Genomic DNA, 17,839 nt, shown 5'->3' with positions numbered 1-17,839 from the left:
TGCCTGTTCCGGATCTTGTGGAGTAAGCCAGCGCCACGGCTGTTCGACCTTGCTCGCCCCGTCGTGACACGTTGGTGATCTGGGTATCAACCAACTGAGAAGACGGGTTGACCGATCTAGGGCTCCCGGACCGATCCACCCACAAACGGCGAACCGTGCGACGAGGAGGCACGTCATGCGTCAACGCGCCAGCAGCCCGGCGCTCACGCTCTCCATGCTGCTCTTCCCGCTGGGCCTGGTGGTGTTGCTCGTCTCCGAGCCCGGTTACCGGATCTGGGGCGTACCGATGATGCTGGTCGGGGTGGGCCTGGCCTTCGCGGCGTCGTTCCTCATCGGCCAGACCGACGGAACGCAGGGTCGGGTTCCGCCGCGACGACACATGATGCTCACCGTCGGCGCGGTCTTCGCCGTCCAGTTCTCCCTCATCGGGCTGGGATGGATCGTCATGGACAAGAGTTCGACGCGGGTCCTGGCCCTGCTCTGGCTCGGCGCTGCGGTCGCGCTCGGCGTTGCCTACTGGCGGGGGGTCGTCTTGCACTATCCGGATTCGAAGGACTGACCACCCTCCGGCGTCTTACCTGCGATGACCGTTGGCCTCGGTCACGAATCACCGAGCACGCTGACTTTCGGCGGACTCGATGGCCTCGAGGTAGTCACGCCCCTCCGCCCCGGATCGCGGCACGGACATCCGGCTGCCAGGATGGCTGACATGGGCGACGATCACCGGCACCTACTGCCCCTCGTGGACGCCTTGCTTGCCGGCCACAACACTTCGTCGCATCAATCCGCGAGATCTCGTTAACAAGCTCTGTGCACCGCGTCCGCCCTCGCCCGGGAACGGCCGCACGCTCAGAGCTTCGTCCATGCCAGCCCTCGTCAGCGTGCCGCCGTCCGGCGTGGTTGCTTCACGCCGCCTCCCGTGAACGAGGCGGACACCTCACCCCTGTGACCCTACGGGTGGCGAAGATCTGATCTTGAAGGGGAACTAAGAGAGTTGTGGGCGGACTGGCGCGAGGCGGCTGGTTGGCCGAAGGAAGGCAGTTTCCATTCCCTGCGCCACTTCTTCGCTACTGCCGTGATGAGCAACGGCGTCGAGCCGCAGAAGGCGCTACGGCACGCCAACCTGCGGATCACGCTGGAAACCTACGTCCGCTGGCTGCCGAAGAAGGACCGCCCGCGCGGCCTGGTCGGCAACCTCCTACGGCAGGCAGACGGCAAGCGGCCGGAACCCTCCACCGGCCAAGATCGGATCCAGGTTGTGCCCTGGTTGTGTCAGATGATCTTTGCCTGGCGTTTACGCAGTTCATAAGAGGTAAAGGGTGGGCCGCCAGGGACTCGAACCCTGAACCTATGGATTAAAAGTGTGCAGACAATGACGAAGTGGCGGTAAAGCCCTGCCAAACCCTGCCGTCCGGATTCCAGGTGCGCCGTCCGGGCCTGTTTGCGCTGGTCCACCTCGCGCTGCGTGGCGTGGTGTCGCGGTAAGCGTCCGTGCGGGCACGCGAATCCAGCGACCGGGCCGTGCATCCGTCCGGCACCGAAACGTCCGAGCGCCCGGGGAGCACCCGCGGTCCTGGTGCAATCAGGTGTTGGTGGCCCATCTCGTGGGCCGAATATCCGGGCAGCTGCCCCACGAGGCGATCCACGACTCGGCACTCGGACGAGCCACTGCTGTTGGCATGCAGGTCCGATTCCAGTAGTAGGTGCGGCTGCACATGCGTACCGTGCATGGTTCGGTCTACGACCGGCATCCGGCCACGTGGACTAAGGGCGATCCAAGTCAGTGACGATGCGTGACAAGTGTTGCTCCGCCCGGCCATTCCCACGGCGTGTCGATCCCCCGATGAGCGTGTGGACTATGGCCGGCATCCAGCACCTCGGGTGCTATCGACGTAGCACCAAGCGGGATCCCATTTGCCGCGCTGGAGTGAGTTGACTTCCCCGTAGTGACGGAGCGGTTGAGCTTTTCCCAATGCGGTGGAGCTTCCCCGGCCACGGCGAAACGTTGAGCGAAAAGTCTTAATACGAGGGCTTTGGCTGGCCATCTTCTGGTGCCTAGCCGACACAGTCGTGCGGGCCGAGCCGGTCGCGCCGCGTTGCGAGAGGAGGTTGCCCGTGCAGCTACACTCGGTGCCGACTTCGGAAGGGATCAACTCGTGACGGACCACGACTCTCAGGCCTTTCGACCGAACAACACGGTCACCGTCCATGGAACTAACAGCGGCAACATTGCGTCGGGCAACCGGGATATCACGCAGCTCGCCACGACCCAGGGCAACATGGCCACCGCCGACATCGCTGAGATCATGCGGGCGGTGATAGAGGTAGCCGAATCACTGAACATGGCGGATCGTGATCGTAAGGAGCTCGTACGTGCCGCAGAGTCCGCGCAGTACGAGATCGACGGACCGAGCCCCGACGACACCGAGATCAAGTCTTTGGCCTTACGAGTGATCCGCTTCCTGGGCCGTGCCAGCGGTTCGGTGGTGCCGGCCGTGCTCGCCAAGTACCTCGAACTGAAGCTTGGCCTGGGCAGCGCCGGGTGAGGGACGCCACCAGCAGGGAGTACGCACTTCTCGACTGGCTCGTCAGCTGGCACCCGCCCGAACCATCGGCGGTCGCCAGTCTGCGCGACTTGTTCGACGGAGACCCGCCGGCCGAAGAAATGAACCTGTGGCTGGAGACGCTGCAAGACCTTGACCGGCGTGGCCTGATCAAGGCGCATCTCGTCTTCGGAATCTTCGATAGCGCGGTTATCCTCTCGGGCCGGGGTCGGGTTGAGACTGAGGCGCGCCACAAGCGCCGCGATGATCCACTGCGCCGTGCGCAGGCATGCCGTCAGCAAGTTCTGCGTTGGGCGTCCGGGTCGCGCGAGGAACTGGCTCCGGATCTAATGTCCTCGCCTCAAGCGACGTACGAGGGCGACGTGTTCACCAAGGCTGATATCGCAGACGCGGTCGACTACCTGCTTGGCGGGGGCCTTCTGTCTGCCGGAGACGGCATCGCTGGCAATGAGCCGCCCACTAATCTCCTCCGGATCACCTCACGAGGCAGGCGACATCTCGAAGGCGGCGGTTCGCGCAGGTCGAACAGCAGCACCACGGTCCATGTGTGGGGCGATAACCACGGCACGGTGAACGTCGGGAACCGAGACGTCACACATGCCTCGCCCTCGGCCCAACGAACCGCCACTGCGAGGACCGCTGCCGACGAAGACGAATCGAGCCCCTTCGCCACTGGCCAGCCGCCGCAGTTCGAGCGTTGGTCGGTGTTGCCCCCTGCGGCCGCGGGCCTTGCGTTGTATGCCCGCGATCAGAGTAGTGTCTACAACTCACCGCTAGCTGACGGTGGTAGGCGGGCCGAGTTCCGATTTCTCTGGCGAGTCGCTTGCTCGGAACTGCCCGCAGCGCGACGGGCAAAGCAGATCTCTGACTCTCTGTTGGCCCTGCTCGGCAGCGTGGCGATGACGAATGCCCTTGCTCGCCACGTCGAGGTCGATGGCTTGGCATGGACCCGCTATGGCGATCATGGGCGGACCAGTTTTGGCGCCATGCTCCGCGCGCCTGACGACGACGGGGAGCCGGCAGCATGGGCTCGTTTCAGCCCGCCCCCGGCTGAGGAGCATCAGCTGTTCGGCCGGGAGTCTGGGTCGGCAGACCTGATGCTCGCTGTTCGATTGGGTGGCGGTGGTCGCCCGTCGGAACCGCCTAAGTCCCTGGCCGCTTGGTCAAGGACGTTCACCGTGTGGTTCGAGACGTTCGCTGACGTTGGAGCTTTCCTGACTGGTCTGGGCCTCGACCTCGCTGCGCAGCCAGCCGGTCGGGCTGCAGTTGCGATCTCCACCCGCAATGACCTCGGCGAAGTTGTGGATCTCACCTCGATCCCACGGATTCCTGGCACCTTCGTCTCAGCGTGGTTTCACGCGGTTGCCGCTGCTGACCGATCCGGCACGCCGGTCAGCGGTGTGAGTTCCGCATGGCTCGCGGCGATGTGTGAAGACGCTCTTCACCTGGACGACTACGACGCGGTTCTCGGCTGCTGACTGCGGCAGTGGGGGCTGGGGTGCTACCGCTTATTGCGGGAGTAGGTAACTATGGGCAGATGTCCAAGGCACGTAAGGTAGCTGTCGTGGGTGGACCACTGACGGTCCTCGTGGTCGCCGTGATCTTCGGCGCTGTGCTGTGGCAGCAGGACCGTTCGGCTGGTGCTTACTGGGTTGCCGTCGCCGGCCTTGTGGTCGCGACGGTTGCCCTGGTGGTGACTTGGCTTACCTGGATGCATCCGATGAGTCCAGCTTCATCGAGTCGCTCAGCGGTGAGCAGCCGCCCGGACGTCAATAGAGTCGAGGGTGACAAGTCGTTCGGATCCGCGACCAACAGCCAGGTCGTGTACGGCAACGGGAACCATGTTGGAGAAGGTCAGAAAGATGACCGATGATGGTGCCGCTGGGCGGCAGGCCAAGAACACTGTCAAAGGTAATCGGAGTTTCGGCTCGGCCAATCATTCGACGATCATTTACGGCGACAGGAACATCATCCATCCGCCGTCCAACTCGGATGACGGTGACGATGGCGATGACGATGGTGCTGCCGACGTGGGAACAGCTTCTGCTTTTCAGCCGTTTCCCTGGAAGTGGATTGCTGGTGCAATCGTGGCCCTAATCATCCTCTGCAATTTGATTCCGGATCCGCCCCAGCCCAAGTCCTCATTTCCAGCCGAAAATGGCACACGGCCGGCTGGATCAAACGACGCGGCTGTCCTCGCGGCTGCCCTTGGCGGACTCCAAAGCTGTGCGAAGGCTTTGGTCTTGCAACCTCAGAATTGTCCCCAGCAGGTCAAGGACTGGTGGGCCGGTGATGTCACCACCGTAAGGTGGCGGATCCACGGTGTGCCCGGCGACGGTGCCGTTATTCACTACAACGGCGAGGAAGGCCGCTTCCACGTGCTTGGAACTGCGGTCATGACCGTGTCCTACGAGAATGCATCCGGCCCCGACCTCAAGTTGAGAGTCATCGAATTCTGGGCTCGAGTCGAGTGGGTAGCGGGGAAGGCAAAGCTAGCAGAACTTAGAAACTACGACGATACGCCTCGGCCGGCAGTGGAGAAGCGCAATCCGCAAGTCTCCGATGAGTTAACTCTGTCCTTGGTGAAGGCTGCCTTCGAAAATTGTGTGAAGACAAGAAAAGCGCAGCTTCCCCCAGAATGCCCCGACAAGTATTCCGGCGCGGGGTCGGGCAAGGTTAGTTGGAGGCTCAATGGCGACCCCACCATCAACGCCAAGCCGCGCTTTGAGCCTTCAACCGGGCTTATCCACGTCGACGGTGACTACTCGATAACGGCCTCGTACAGTCGGCTCCTCTTGGGACCGACGTCCGAACCAGCCAGCGGAAAATACGATGCTGTCTTGTCCGTCGATGAAGGAAAGCCGCAGGTGCTGCGAATAAACACGGCGTAGCATCGTCGTTAATTAAAGAAAGCTTCCCGTAGTCGATCCGCACGCTGCCCTCAGCATGAGTTGCCGCTCATGAGCCCTCCAGTGATGCTCACCGGCACTTTTTGAATATCGCAGCTATGCCAGCATCACGATCGATTTCGTCTGGCCTCAAGGCTTGCTCGAAGCCCTCAGGAAGCTGCGTCGTCGACGCCATCCTGGCGCACACGTCGGCCCGCCTTGCCGGCCGATTCACTCACCCTCCGGGCTGGGCACCTGCAGTTCGAGAGTCTGATCACCACCGCCAGAAGCAGTCGAACCCGAAAAGGCTCCGCCCTTGCCGCGCTCTCTGGCCTGCTCGGTTAAGGATCTTCGAAGCCTGCGGGTCGAAGATGCTGGCCCTAGACGAGGAACACGGCCACTGCGGCCTACGGATGTGTGGTAACGGCGACAAGCTTCTCCTATTTCGGCGTGCCCTCCGACTGAGGAGCGGGCTATGGACGAGAAGCATCGTCGGTTTGGTGGCCGCATTCCTATCCTGGCGCGTCCGGGTGTAGCTGTGACCGGGGGCGGTTCCTCGCCATGGGAGAAGCCCACACGGGGCTGCGCCGCCCGAGCTAATTGCCTACTCCGTCTCGACGGCGAATCGCACGCCGTCAGCATCTGATATCCCGGTAAGAATCAACAAGTCGCTGGCATGCTGGATGGGCTCGCCGATCGCTGCACGATTCGCTAGATCCCAGAATCGAACGGTGCCTGTTTCATCAGCTGTCGCCACGATGGTCCGACCGTCAGGCGTCGAGCCAGCGGCGACCGCCTGGATTGCTCCTCGCTGCCCGGTATCTAAGGCCGCCAGCAACTGACCGCTTTCAAGGTCTCGTAGGACGACCCTGCCTTGTGGGTGACTGGTAACTAACGATGGTCGCTCACCTGACGTGAACACTAATGCCATCGAACTGACGTTGTCGTCCAACTGCAGTCGGCCTAGATGCTGGCTTGCCCCTCGCCGGATCGTCCAGCTAAGGATGGTCTTACTATCGCTCATCGCGCAAAGGACAGCGCGTCCGTCTGGTAGCACGGCTGCGGCAATCGCTGTGACCGGCGAGGTGTTGGCTGGCAGCATCGCGGCAATCCCGTTGCCCTTAGCCCAGCTCCAACATTCGAACGTGCCGTCGCTGCCGACTGTCAGCATTACAATGCGACCGTCGGCTACTGCCACAAGTGCTAGGGCTTCGACAAGGTGGGCCGGTAGTTCTGAAGCGGCGCTTGATGCGGAAGCGGCGCTGTCGTTGCTCGGGTTCCGCAGATGGATGGTTCGGTGAGCGCCGTCGGTGGCTACGGAAACTCCCTGACCGGTTTGATTGACTACAGCTAGTTCGTTAGCCAACGCAGCAACCGATGGAGCAGCCGTATGGGTCAACTCCAGTCGGTCATTGACGTGCCAAAAGGAACGCCGGGTCGGTCCTGGGTCGCGCAACAGACCGTCCAGTCGAATCTGGTCGCCGTCGTTCAGGTGAGCCCTTCGTAGCGCGCGCCAATGCTGCGCCTCGGCACGCGCGACCAACTGAGCATGAAGGAATGCCATGCTCTTGCCGCCGCCAGTTGCTGCCAAAACCTGAACGAGCCCGGACGAGAACGCGGATAGATTCGGACCCTCTTCGGCACTATTAGCCAAGACGAAAGTCCTGCGCTGCAAAGAATCCGAACCAGCGTTGTTGGGTTCTTCCGGAGACGGTCGAGTCGGCAGCACAATCGTTCGTCGTTCCGAACTGTTGTCGAAGCACACGTCGACGATCAAGACAAGCTGCTTAACTGGACTCAATGCCAGTAGGTACCGGAGATCTCGCACGCTGATGGCGTCGACCGTGAACCCGCCAGCGGTGGTGGTGGTGTCAGCGGCGGTCAGGTACACCTCGGACGTTCGGGCATCGCGTATGCCGTGACCGATGTAGTAAATGACCAATGTTTCCCGCGTCTCGGACGCCGCCTCGACGAACGACGACCAGAGGCGCTCTCGAGTGGGATTCAGCAGGAGCTCGTTAGTGGCCGGCGAAGGTCCGTCCCCGGAATCATAGAAGATGTCGGCGAGCTGCCTGGCTGGTGCCAAGTCGCGACGGACGACTGGTGTTGCGTCGGTCGTCAGGTAGCTGTCGACGCCAACGAATAGTGCTCGCCACTCGTCTTGAGGCGCGTCCGGCACGGAGTCGCGCGCGGCTCCGTCGTTGGAGGATGGTGCCGCCGGCTCGCCGGCGGTGGGAGGTGTGCTCATTCCTCCGCCCGCTGGTCCGACTGGGCCGGGCGGACTGGGACGGGCGCCAGCCGTAGGAGGCTCGAAGCCGTCGTCGTCATCACTGTCAGTGTTCGACGACGGGAAGAGATCCGGCACCCGCTCCGCCATGGCAGCTTCCCACAGCCGGTCAAAATGGTCGCACTGCGCGTCCGGATCGGCCATCCGGTCGAGCTTGGCAAGGAACTCGACGATCTTGAGCAGTCGCGGCAGGTTGGGAATCTGGGGCGCCGAGAAGACTTTCTTGATGAGGTTCGGACCGCAGTCGCAGGCGCGTGCCATGTCGCGGACCGATGGATATCCGGCGCGGGCATGGAGGCGGTGCAGCTCATGGTTGAGCTGCTTCAATCCTCCGGTCACGTCGCGAGCGCGACTCAGCGCCGCCATGCCACCCCTGAAGGTCAAGGCTCACCCGCCGGGTGGCAGGCGCGATCAAGCGTAGTGACCTTCGATGTGGTGGTCGAATTGAACGCTTCCTCAGGCTTTCGGTGTACCGGAATGTACCTGGGCGCCCCGGGCCGTAACCCACCAGTGGCCGAACGCACCAGTCCCTTCCGGGACAGTCCATGTTGTCGTCTCCCGTAACGCAGCGTGTCTGCGGGCCTGATCCGGGCACGAGAATTTTCGTCAGGTCCGGAAGGGTAGAAGGAGGACACGCCGATGATCAACGAGCTTTCCGGCGCGGCGCTGGACGGCATCGTCGAGAACCTGCCGACGGCGCTGATCATGGCCGGGCTGGCGGCGGCATCCGTGTTTGCTCGCCGCTGCAGGCGCAGGCGCAACGCGAAACATAGTGGCGAAGACGCCGCCTGATCCCGCCGAGCGCTCAAGGCCGTCAGCGGTCCACCGAGGGCCTTGAGCGCTCCACCGGTGAAGTTGCCGTGTATGCCCACGCCGACCGAGTGCCCGAAGTGCGGGGCGGTGGTCGACATCGCAGCGAAGCGCAAGCGGTGGCATCCGACGCCCGCCGAGAGGCGTGCCGGTTCGGCAGCCAGGGTTGGGAGGATTCTAATCCTCGGTGCCCTCGAAGCCCCAGCCCGATAAGCCCGAATTAGCCGATCCGCTGGCGGTTCTGGTGCTTGCACGGCTCAGCCGTGTAAACCTGCTCGTCAACGTCATGGTAGAGGTGGACCGGGCCACCGTAACGAGGCTTCACCGACTGAAGCTACGGTCCGGAGACGTCGGTGACGATCTGCTTGCATCCGTCCTCCGGGCGCTGCTGCCCCGGAACCGGCATTTCGTTCACGTGTACCCCTTCGGCCATGGGTGGGCCGCACCGAGCTTATCTCGGGGGCACCGTGGCGGCGGCCGGTTGCATCCGGCGTAGGGCGCCAGTTCGGCCGGGACGCTGGCGCGCAGCCGACCGGCTACGGTCTGCACCCATGCAGTACGCATCGCTTGTCGTCGCCATCTGCGGCCTAGTGCTCGCCTGCCTGTCGCTCGGCTGGCAGGCCGCGAACTTCGTGCTCACCGGTGGGCGGGTGAAGGTCGAATTCCGGGTCGGGGCCACGGGCGGCCGGGCGATGCTCACCGCAGAGCCAAACAGCTTCAATCCGGACTGGCTGACCGAACTAGCTCAGCAGGGCTACCGGCAGCCGATCGCTGCCGTCAGGGTGGCGAACGTGGGCCGGCAGCCGGTCACAGTCGAGCGGTGGGGCTTCCAGCACCCTGCTGCCGGCACCCTGTTTCCGGTGGCCGACTTCATCGGAAAGCCACTGCCGCACCGCCTCGAGGTGGGCCAGTCGGAGACCTGGGCAATGGACCTGGGGCCAGTTGTCGACCTGCTCAAGGTCGGGAACGAGATCGTGGCTAAGCGGCCGGTGCGGAGAACGCTTTTCGCGCAAGCGGTTGCCTCGGCCGGGTCGCCCGGAATTGTGGCTGTGGTTGAGCTAGCTGACGGCCGGGCGAAGCGGGGCCGCGGAACTCTGCGTTGACCGCCTCACCGGCTGCCTCTCTCGCAGACGCTCTGTAGGGGCCGCAACTCTGGTTCGATCTGCGGATGTGTTAAATGCAGAACAAGTCAGACCGGTGCGGATCTAGGAACTGCGCGGCGAACCCGTCCGTGCGCCCGTGGAGCAGCCAAGATCCCGGGCGGCCTGCCCCGTCGACCGTTCGACCTTGTTTCCTTCCATTGAGGGTGGACGCGCGCCTACCGGACATCGCTACGGCACCTTCCGTGATCGATCGGGGAGGGTGCCTCATGCCGTCCGCGTGGCTCGACCTGCCGGATGAAGCCTCGGTCATCGGTGACGAAGCGTGCGATGCGCTCGGCGGTGGCCTCGGCAGGGCGGTGGAGAGGTGCGGTGGGCGTGTACCGCCGACGGCCGCAGGAGCCCTGTACTCGCGATGATCGTGGCGGGCGATTCCGATGGCGGGCGCCACAGACCGCCGTGAGACCGACCTGCATCTGCCCGTGTCTCGAGGGCGCCGCCGGAGTCCGCCGGTGGCTATCGTCGTGTTCATGTTCAGCGCCTTCACCCGGAACGAACTCCTGCTGTCGATGATGGCGACTCTGGCGGGGGATGAGGTCGACCTGGAGCCGGCGAGGAAGGCGTTTGAGACGACGACGGGCGACTTCCGTGCGAAGTTCGCCGCTGCAGTGCAGGCGCGTCTGGCGGGGATAGCCGTTCCCGAGGTGTTCATCGACTTGCCGGATCACCCAGAGGGGCTGCGCAAATCGGATCTTGAGGCGTTGGTGCGGCCCGTCGCGGACGGCTTTCTTCGCTCCTACCCCAGCAAGGGCGAGCTGCTGGAGCAGGCGGCCAGGATTCGGCGGCGCCAGCAGCAGCGCCCGGCATGGATTCCCCGCGTCGGCCCGGACGGCGAGCTGACGCCGTCACCCGGAACCAGCTCGTCTGTCCTCGATCCCGATCCCGAGCCGGATCGGCCGCTGGTGGTTGCCGCCCTCGCCGAACTTGGCGAGGTGACCGTCCGGCTGCCAGCGGCGGGGGCAGAGCGACCGGAACTGGCGATGGTTCCGGGCGGAATAGGCGAATGGGAAACCGCCCTGTACACGGTGCTCGGTGTTGTCGCCGCCGATGCCCCGGCCGCGACCGTCGCGCTCGACGCGACGGCTAACGAGGCAATGGTGCCCGAAGAGATGCGTTGGTGGGCATCCGAGCCGCCGCAACCGGTGCAAGCCACGCAGGACCCCGGCATAGCCAGTGAACTGTTGGCCACACTTCCGACCCTGGGCGGCCTACCGGTCTCCGACACGCCCGAAGGGTACGAAGCCGTAATCAACGCCTTGGCGTGCGCAGGTGATTGGCGGTACAGCCCGCGATGGCAGCTGGAATCCTGGGACCGCGGCGACAATATCGCCGCTCTGGCGATCGCTCGTGCCGCCGTGGCAGGGTGGGCGGACGAGAGTCAGAGCGGTGTGATCATGTACGTATACGGTGGGGCGTTGTACGACGGCGAGAGTCTGGTCAGCGCGCCTAGTCCGCTGCATAGCTACCTGCTCACGATGATTCGGTCCGTCGATGGAACGGACACCGTCGACTCCGTCCACCGAGCAATCTTGTCGTGTCCGGGTGAGTACTGGTGCCACCGCGGCGGCTGCCCAGAGGTCGATATCCCGGACGTAGGCGCGCTGCTCACGCGGATCGTCACCGCCGCGCAGGCGGCGGAAGTGGCCGCCGGCGCTGGCGGCTGGGCCGCCGAGTCCTACCAGCGGCTTTACGGCCACGGCGACGGGTCCGAATACGCCGACAGCGTTCTTGAGCAGCTGACGGCGATTCTGTCCGGTGTCGGTTGGGTTGAACTGGAGCAGTCAACCTGGGAGGGCGGATTGGAGCAGGTGCTGCTGCGCCGGGGTGAGCATTGCTTGACGGCGGTGTATGACCCGGTAACCCGCCAGGTACAACTGGTCGACGGTAAGTCCGAGCTGGACTCCACGCTGCACATGCTGGCCGACGACGGTGTGCTCACCGACGATGGCGAACGGGAGAGCATCGACACCAGCGAGGCTGCCGTTGAACGCTGGGGCACGGACCTACTGACCGCAGCCGACGACCTGCTGCGCGGACGGATCACCGAGCTGCCGCAGCTGGCCTTCCCCATCCAAGCAACCGTGCTCGGGCTCCATCCACAAGCGGACGGCACGCTGCGTGGCCCCGAAGCTGCGACTCTCGCGCGTCACCAGGCCAGCGCGCTGCTGGCTACTGCCGGCGTTCTCGTGGAGCCCGATCGGTCCGTATTGCCCGCCGACCATCGATGAAGTGCTCGTGCTCGTGCTCGTGCCCGTTCCCGACGCCCGAGCACTCACGGAGCACAATGTATCGGTGCCTGCGTCCCCGGTAGCCGGTGTGGCGCCACCCGTTCAGGCCCCACACCAAAGGTCTTGACCCCAGGCTGCCGCTTCCGGGCACTGGCGACCCTGTCTGCACCCGCACGTCCTCGAGGCACTCTCACTCGACCATGGCTACCCTGAGCTGGGTGACCTACCCCCGACAGGCCCGTGTCTCTCCGACTCTCGATAGGGCTGGCGATCCCGGCCGAGGTGAGGACTACCTCAGACGAATCGCGGAGGCAGTAGAGCGCATAGCTGATGTGCTCGCTGGTCCTATTCCTCAGCAGGAGCCGGAGGCCACGCCGACGTATCCCATCGTCGACTGCGATGACCCCTCTGCAGAGGTGACGGTCGCCGAGCCGCACATCCAATGCTCAGCTGGGCGCCTCTACATCGCTGTGTGCACCTACTGCCCTGACCGTCCTGGTCAGGTCGCCGACCCACGTGAACCGGCTACCTGGCTGGAGTACGGCGAATCCTCGTATGACCTCGATGAACAACGAGGCGCCCTCACCCGTCACCTAACCCACCACCACAAGCAGGCCGATCCCACGGCAGCACTTCCGGTCTGGAGGTGGTCCGATCACGCGTGTCCCCGATGCGATGCGCCGGTCGAGCATAAATGCCGCACCCGCTCTGGGCGTCCGAGCACCGCAGTCCATGCCGAACGATGGCACGATCATTCAGGCGAGTACTGGTGAACCTCCGGCACGCGAAGCAACACGTCGTCACGCGAATCGCCCCTACCAGAGATGTAATTAAAGGAGACAGTCTCAGCGTGGCCATCGTCGGCGAACGGGTACCTCACGTACCGGAATCTCCGAGGGGTGAAGCGGTCGGTCGACAACCGTCCGGATGGTCCAAGGGGTGATCCGGTCACGTTCGTGCTCTTCCGCGAACCGGGTGGAATGCCAATCCTCACCCGCACGCTCAAGGGCCGCGATCACCTCCGCGACCAGCACATCGAGGCGGTTGTTCTCCGCCTCTGCCGCCAACAGCCGTTCGTGAGATGTGACTGCGCCATGCCCGCACCATTGGCGTAACAGTTCGTGTTGGGGCCGGTTCCAGCGTCGATACTTGTCGTACTCCCACTCGGGCGACGACCACTCCTTCTCACGGGTCAGTACATTAAGCTCCTCGGAGCCGTGCTTGCATTTGCGCCGACACGCGGCCTCCTCCTCCATGATGATGTTCAGGACCGGCGTCGGGTTAGCCCGGCAGGCCAGTTCAGCGAGGAGCAGCGTTCCGGCTGGGGAGACCATCTTCGAGGCGTTGAGGTCGAACCACTCAACGCCGACGAGGATCTCTTCGATCGGCCGGTGAGTGATCTCGGCGAGCCGGGTTGCATCGTGGACAGTTGTGGCGCACGACACTGGTGACCACTCCATCTCCGCTACATCCTCAGGAATCAACAACTGGTAGACCTGCTCGACGCAGGCCTCCTCGGTGTTATCGAGATTCCGGTCATCGATACGGTGCCAGTTGGCCATTAGCTCGTCGTAGGCGGCAACCTCATCCCAGGGCACGCGCAACCGATTCCCCGTAACGTTTTCCGTGCGCGTGGCCGGATCGTCGATGAACGCCACGTCGAGGCGGGCGCTGTTCTTCTTCGGCGTCACCGCCAAGATTCGCACACGTTCTGACACGGCGTTGTCGCGTGCCCGGTAAGCCCATTCGTCTCCCACTACGAAGCGAGAGGAATCAAATCCCATCTAAAGGTCCTTCCCGAGGGCCAACAGCCTGGCTCGTAGGCCGCCGCCGTCTCGCGCTGAACGAGTTCCTGAACCTTCCGAGAGGCACGCCGAGCGATAGCGGGGCGGTGAGTCGCGGCAGCAGCCGCAGAGCGAGGTTCTTCTCATGTATCAGATGCTGGGCCACAGTTCCCACGTGCCGCGGGCTCCGCCGCGAACCTCAGCATCGGGAAATCGGGCCTTGGCGTCGGCGAGTCGGGCGAGAACGTCATCGATCTTTCCGCCTGATATGACTGCCAGTGGTTTGGGTCGGGCGGCGGCCTTCTTCGCCTTGGGTGGGTCCGGGGCGAAGATCTCTCTCAGCATCGGTGGCAGCATGGCCCGCCACTGCTCCCCGGTGAAGTCCGGCAGGGCCAACGATCCGCCCCACCGGTGCTCCAGTTGGTAGGCGGTGCATGCCGAACACCGTTGCCACCAGCCGGGCATCAGCCGCGCGAGCGTTTCGGCGGTCGAGCCGGCGGGAGGGTCGGGCCGGAAGAGGCACAGTGAGAGGGCGTATTCGTGCCACTGGGAGGGGGCCTGACACTCGGAGCACATGCTGGCGGGCGGTGGTGGCCGCATCGCCAGTAGCGTCGTGAACCGCTTCCGCTGCCTTGCCTTGTGCAGTTCGCGTAGCGTCGGATGTCGCCAGAAGGTCATGTGGGAGCCCAAAGATGACGAACGCCGTTCCGCTGGGTAGTAGCCGGCGTGGTCAACGACGTCCTCGGGGTCGCCGATCTTGCTGCGCAGGTCCCGGGCGGCCGTCTGCCGCTCGGCCACGCGGCGCTCTGCCGCATTTTGCTGCCCGCGGCTGGCTGGTGCGGCGAGGATGTGAGCGAAGAAGGCGGCATCGGCCTCCGTTCGCATCAGCTCAAGGCGGAGGTTCTCGCGTTCCTTGCTGTACAACTCGGCTGCACGCGCAGCCCGCTGTTGCTTCTTCGCTTCGTGGCGGCGATCGCACTCAGCGAGGAACTCCTCCGCGCTGGCTTCCGGATCTTGGTGCGCCTCCCGCTGCGGCACACCGTTGTCCCAATCGCCGAGGATCGCCCACCGCCGGTCATGCTCCTGCTGTGCTCGGCCCTCCTGCCACCAGTCCCACTCACGCTCCACGTGGCCCAACGTGAGCTGGGCCAGTTCACGGAGTAGATCGGCTGGGCTGCTCCGGCCGTCCGCTTTGCGGGTCCAGGTGACTCCGTTGGGAGCTATCACCTGCATCGCGTGGGAGTCGGCACGCCGGCCGTCGGTCATGCTCACCATCCAAGGCATCGGTCACGAGCCAGTCGTGGGCTTGTCTATCGAAACGTCGACCAACGTCGGTGCTATCAGGGTCGAGCCCAGTCGCGACGGACTGAATGTCCGCACAATCAGAAGCCGGAATCGGCAGAGCTGACAGGCGGTGCCTCGGTTGGAGGCTCGCGCGCCCGGTCTGGCTGCTGGAGGCGCCGCAGGTGCGCAGGATCATGCGTGGGCCGTGCAGCCTCGGGCTCACGACGCTCTGAGTGTGCCGCCGTCCTTCGAGATCAACCTGGCGGTGTGCCTGGTTCGGTCAGCTGCGCCACCGCCAGGCTTGCGGATTGCCGCGCATGCCGTGGTGCCACGTCTTCTTGTAGGCGAGGATGTCGGCGTACTGGTTGCGGGTCTCCTCCGAGCGGTACGCCTTCTCCGGCTTGGCCGCGCTCCACTCGCCCATGAAGGGCGCCAGGTCTCTGGGACGCGGTTCCATGTCGAAGTCCACCTCGGCGAGCGCAGCCGGGTTGATCGTGGGGTCGAGCCGGTCAGCTTCCTTCCTCGCCCAACTCGCCCATCGATCGAGATTCTGGCCAGCACCAGCGCCTTCTGGGGCGGAGGCTTCGAGCGCAGCGCAGAAGCTCCGGATGGCGTCCGCTGCCACCCAGTTGTCGAACGCCGCACGGAAGCGGTCCGTGCGAAGCTTCTCAGTCGCCTGGACCGTGGCAGCTGCCTTGGTCTGCTCCCACTGGGCACGTTCCTCGGCGTTCTGCCGCTCCCGACGCTCCTCCTGTTCCCTGCGAATACGCTCCCACTCCTCGTGCTCGCGCTGGTCGGCCAGGTAGCCGGCCTCCACGTCTTTCAGGATCTTCTGGACGCGAGTCTCAAGCAGGCTGCGCTTGCCGTCGGTCCAGGTGTCCGAGTTGCCGTGGCCGGATCGATTGACCTCAAGGACAAGCCGGCCGCTGGGCACACGATCGAACTCGGGCAGCGGTGTCCATGGTTGCCGCCTTTTGCGCCGCTGCTCGTCATCAGTGAGGACGTGCGGCACCTTGTCGTACTCCTCGCTGATCCTCACCGCGCGCTGGGACTTCTCCAACCGCAGCGACAGCGTGGGCCGCGAGCCCTTGGTGTTGACGACCAAGCGGTGCCCGCGGCTGCGGACCGCTGCGGCGAGCAGGCGTACGAACTCCAACGCCCGAGGCAGCAGGTCGGCCGATACGGCGAGCGCGGCCGGGTTCTTCTGCAGGGCGGCGACGATCTCCTCGTCGACCGTGAGCTGGTGCTGTGAGGCGATCCGGAAGGCGTCCCACCCGGTGCTGGCGCCGTTGGCCTTGTCGTAGAGCCTGACGACGATGTCCCCGCGGCTCCGACCGGTGTGTCGGAGCTCGTGTCCGTCCGGAACAAGCTTGTGCTGCTTTGCTGCGTGGATGGCACGCCGGTATCGCGCCCGGGTCTGCTCGTCCGGCTCATTGACGTGTACGACCCCGTCACCGTGTGCCAGTTGGTCGACCAGTTGCTGCGCCAGGACCATGGTCGCCGAGGTCGTGCCATCGGTGCTTGCTGCTGCGGGCTGCTGTCGGGGGACGGGTGCCGCCTTGCCTTTCCGCCGGGTCGTTGACGGGCTGACATTGTGAGCGGGGTCCTCGGGGTGGTACCCGTGCTGAAGGTAGAAACGGCCTGCCTCCGTGACGGTCGCCCGCCACGTTCCGTCCTTACGCGTGACGTTCAGCAAGTGGCGGTTCTGTAGAGCACGCGCGGACGTTCGATGTGCGGCACCCTCCGGGGTGCTGAGGTCATCCCCGTCGGCAATCCGACGCAAGAGGTTCACCTGGCGCTCGTTAAGCCGGTCCCAGCGCTGCATCAGACAACCGTGCCCGGTGGCGACAGTCAGCGCAACGATATGTACAAGGGGCGGCAGGATGTCTGGTCATCCGCGTACGAGCTGGCCAGAGTGCTGCGCGCTTGAAGGGCTGCAGCGGGTCCGGTCGAGGGCAGGCTCGGTGAGTGCCCCGCTGATCTGCGTGAATCGGCGGTGGGCAAGGGGTGCCTCGTTGCGTACGAGGACGGACAACTAGCGGGGCGTCGGCGGGCAGAGACCTTTCTCAATCCGCCAGGGTGGCTCGCCACCCGGTGACCAGTCGCGCTACCTCGGGGTATCGATCTTCGGGTGCCGCGCGGGTGGCGTGGGTGGCAAGTCGGGCTTGGGTCGGGGTGCCTCGCCAGCCGGTTGGGGAGTCGAGCAGGTGCCAGATGGTGCGGCCGAGGGTGTAAACGGTGGTCCGTTGGTCGATGACGGCGCCGGGGACAAACTCTTCTGGGGCCATGTAGCGGCGGGATCCGGGCAGGCGGTCGGCGTCGAGGACGAAGGGGCCGGGCCGGTACTCGTCCATGTCAATCAGCCACATCTGTCGAGCGTCGAAGTCGTAAAGGAAGCAGCCGTCGTATAGGTCGACCGCGACGTGGCCAGCCGCTGCGACGGCCTCGTGCGCGTCGAGGATCCTGGTGATCGCCGCCTTGACGTCGGGGAGGGGCAGCTGTTGGAACCGGGTAAGTGCGGCTCGGTCCGAGCCGTGCGTGGTGGCGTGGTTGAGTACTGACCCGTCCTGCCAGGGGTAGATCAGCACTGGCCCGTCAGGGCTGTTGAGGATCTGCTCGGGGCGGACGATCGCCGGGTGCTGAACCGCGGCGTGGAATCGTGTGGCCCGGATCAGTGAGAGGCGGGCCGGCGCGGTGGTGGCCTTCTTGACAAACCAGCGGCGCCCGCCATTCTCGACGCCGTAGGACAGGCATCCCGAGTCTTGGTCGCTAAAGACCGTGAACGCGGACGCGAGCGGCAGGTCGGACATGTTGGCGAACCTACGTCCTCACGT

At 64.6% G+C, this 17,839-nt stretch carries 14 protein-coding genes; 9 read left to right on the top strand and 5 right to left on the bottom strand.

Annotated elements, in window-relative coordinates:
• Positions 1–175: 175 nt before the first annotated feature.
• The 6 genes from AB0B86_RS05820 to AB0B86_RS05795 all read left to right on the top strand — a co-directional run bounded on the left by AB0B86_RS05820 (position 176) and on the right by AB0B86_RS05795 (position 5,455).
• Positions 176–559 carry a hypothetical protein gene (locus AB0B86_RS05820; protein ID WP_357404783.1) on the top strand — a complete coding sequence of 128 codons (384 nt, stop codon included), beginning with the start codon at positions 176–178 and terminating at the stop codon, positions 557–559.
• 435 nt (positions 560–994) lie between these two features.
• Entirely contained in the window at positions 995–1,309 is a 315-nt protein-coding gene (locus AB0B86_RS05815; protein WP_357404781.1) for a hypothetical protein, read from the top strand.
• An 847-nt stretch (positions 1,310–2,156) separates the two neighbouring features.
• Positions 2,157–2,546 carry a hypothetical protein gene (locus AB0B86_RS05810; protein ID WP_357416250.1) on the top strand — a complete coding sequence of 130 codons (390 nt, stop codon included), beginning with the start codon at positions 2,157–2,159 and terminating at the stop codon, positions 2,544–2,546.
• A complete protein-coding gene (locus AB0B86_RS05805; RefSeq protein ID WP_357416247.1) occupies positions 2,543–4,042 on the top strand; it encodes a hypothetical protein in 1,500 nt (499 codons plus the stop codon). Before AB0B86_RS05810 ends, AB0B86_RS05805 begins: the two co-directional genes overlap by 4 nt.
• Before the next feature lie 86 nt (positions 4,043–4,128).
• Positions 4,129–4,437 (top strand): hypothetical protein, encoded by a 309-nt coding sequence (locus tag AB0B86_RS05800; RefSeq protein WP_357416245.1) that lies wholly within the window; start codon positions 4,129–4,131, stop codon positions 4,435–4,437.
• Complete coding sequence (locus AB0B86_RS05795; RefSeq protein ID WP_357416241.1) at positions 4,427–5,455, top strand: hypothetical protein; 1,029 nt, start codon at positions 4,427–4,429, stop codon at positions 5,453–5,455. Before AB0B86_RS05800 ends, AB0B86_RS05795 begins: the two co-directional genes overlap by 11 nt.
• A gap of 601 nt (positions 5,456–6,056) precedes the next feature.
• Here AB0B86_RS05795 and AB0B86_RS05790 read toward each other — a convergent pair.
• A complete protein-coding gene (locus AB0B86_RS05790) occupies positions 6,057–8,105 on the bottom strand; it encodes a hypothetical protein (protein WP_357416238.1) in 2,049 nt (682 codons plus the stop codon).
• Between the two features lie 273 nt (positions 8,106–8,378).
• Between AB0B86_RS05790 and AB0B86_RS05785 the strand changes: the two genes are divergently transcribed.
• From AB0B86_RS05785 to AB0B86_RS05775, 3 genes are all read left to right on the top strand, one after another.
• The gene (locus AB0B86_RS05785; RefSeq protein ID WP_357416236.1) at positions 8,379–8,531 is read left to right on the top strand and encodes a hypothetical protein; all 153 of its coding nucleotides are present in this window, start codon (positions 8,379–8,381) and stop codon (positions 8,529–8,531) included.
• A gap of 569 nt (positions 8,532–9,100) precedes the next feature.
• On the top strand, positions 9,101–9,652 hold the full coding sequence (locus tag AB0B86_RS05780; protein ID WP_357416234.1) for a hypothetical protein: 552 nt from the start codon (positions 9,101–9,103) through the stop codon (positions 9,650–9,652).
• 527 nt (positions 9,653–10,179) lie between these two features.
• Positions 10,180–11,937, top strand: coding sequence for a hypothetical protein (locus tag AB0B86_RS05775; protein ID WP_357416231.1), 1,758 nt, complete (start codon positions 10,180–10,182; stop codon positions 11,935–11,937).
• Positions 11,938–12,782: 845 nt separating this feature from the next.
• Here the strand turns inward: AB0B86_RS05775 and AB0B86_RS05770 are convergent.
• From AB0B86_RS05770 to AB0B86_RS05755, 4 genes are all read right to left on the bottom strand, one after another.
• The gene (locus AB0B86_RS05770; RefSeq protein ID WP_357416228.1) at positions 12,783–13,721 is read right to left on the bottom strand and encodes a hypothetical protein; all 939 of its coding nucleotides are present in this window, start codon (positions 13,719–13,721) and stop codon (positions 12,783–12,785) included.
• Positions 13,722–13,871: 150 nt separating this feature from the next.
• Positions 13,872–14,996 carry a hypothetical protein gene (locus AB0B86_RS05765; protein ID WP_357416226.1) on the bottom strand — a complete coding sequence of 375 codons (1,125 nt, stop codon included), beginning with the start codon at positions 14,994–14,996 and terminating at the stop codon, positions 13,872–13,874.
• Positions 14,997–15,285: 289 nt separating this feature from the next.
• Complete coding sequence (locus AB0B86_RS05760; RefSeq protein WP_357416224.1) at positions 15,286–16,830, bottom strand: hypothetical protein; 1,545 nt, start codon at positions 16,828–16,830, stop codon at positions 15,286–15,288.
• 241 nt (positions 16,831–17,071) lie between these two features.
• A complete protein-coding gene (locus AB0B86_RS05755; RefSeq protein WP_357416221.1) occupies positions 17,072–17,815 on the bottom strand; it encodes a serine/threonine protein kinase in 744 nt (247 codons plus the stop codon).
• Between the last annotated feature and the right edge of the window lie 24 nt (positions 17,816–17,839).

This window comes from Micromonospora sp. NPDC049047 (assembly GCF_040649135.1).
Taxonomy (GTDB): Bacteria; Actinomycetota; Actinomycetes; order Mycobacteriales; family Micromonosporaceae; genus Micromonospora.
This window is presented reverse-complemented; position numbering and strand designations above follow the sequence as displayed.

What these genes read in the sequence shown, in the direction of transcription:
- AB0B86_RS05820 (WP_357404783.1), top strand. Translation starts at nt 176, where the DNA reads ATGCGTCAACGCGCCAGCAGCCCGGCGCTCACGCTCTCCATGCTGCTC.
- AB0B86_RS05795 (WP_357416241.1), top strand. Translation starts at nt 4,427, where the DNA reads ATGACCGATGATGGTGCCGCTGGGCGGCAGGCCAAGAACACTGTCAAA.
- AB0B86_RS05790 (WP_357416238.1), bottom strand. Translation starts at nt 8,105, where the DNA reads ATGGCGGCGCTGAGTCGCGCTCGCGACGTGACCGGAGGATTGAAGCAG.
- AB0B86_RS05785 (WP_357416236.1), top strand. Translation starts at nt 8,379, where the DNA reads ATGATCAACGAGCTTTCCGGCGCGGCGCTGGACGGCATCGTCGAGAAC.
- AB0B86_RS05780 (WP_357416234.1), top strand. Translation starts at nt 9,101, where the DNA reads ATGCAGTACGCATCGCTTGTCGTCGCCATCTGCGGCCTAGTGCTCGCC.
- AB0B86_RS05775 (WP_357416231.1), top strand. Translation starts at nt 10,180, where the DNA reads ATGTTCAGCGCCTTCACCCGGAACGAACTCCTGCTGTCGATGATGGCG.
- AB0B86_RS05770 (WP_357416228.1), bottom strand. Translation starts at nt 13,721, where the DNA reads ATGGGATTTGATTCCTCTCGCTTCGTAGTGGGAGACGAATGGGCTTAC.
- AB0B86_RS05765 (WP_357416226.1), bottom strand. Translation starts at nt 14,996, where the DNA reads ATGGTGAGCATGACCGACGGCCGGCGTGCCGACTCCCACGCGATGCAG.
- AB0B86_RS05760 (WP_357416224.1), bottom strand. Translation starts at nt 16,830, where the DNA reads ATGCAGCGCTGGGACCGGCTTAACGAGCGCCAGGTGAACCTCTTGCGT.
- AB0B86_RS05755 (WP_357416221.1), bottom strand. Translation starts at nt 17,815, where the DNA reads ATGTCCGACCTGCCGCTCGCGTCCGCGTTCACGGTCTTTAGCGACCAA.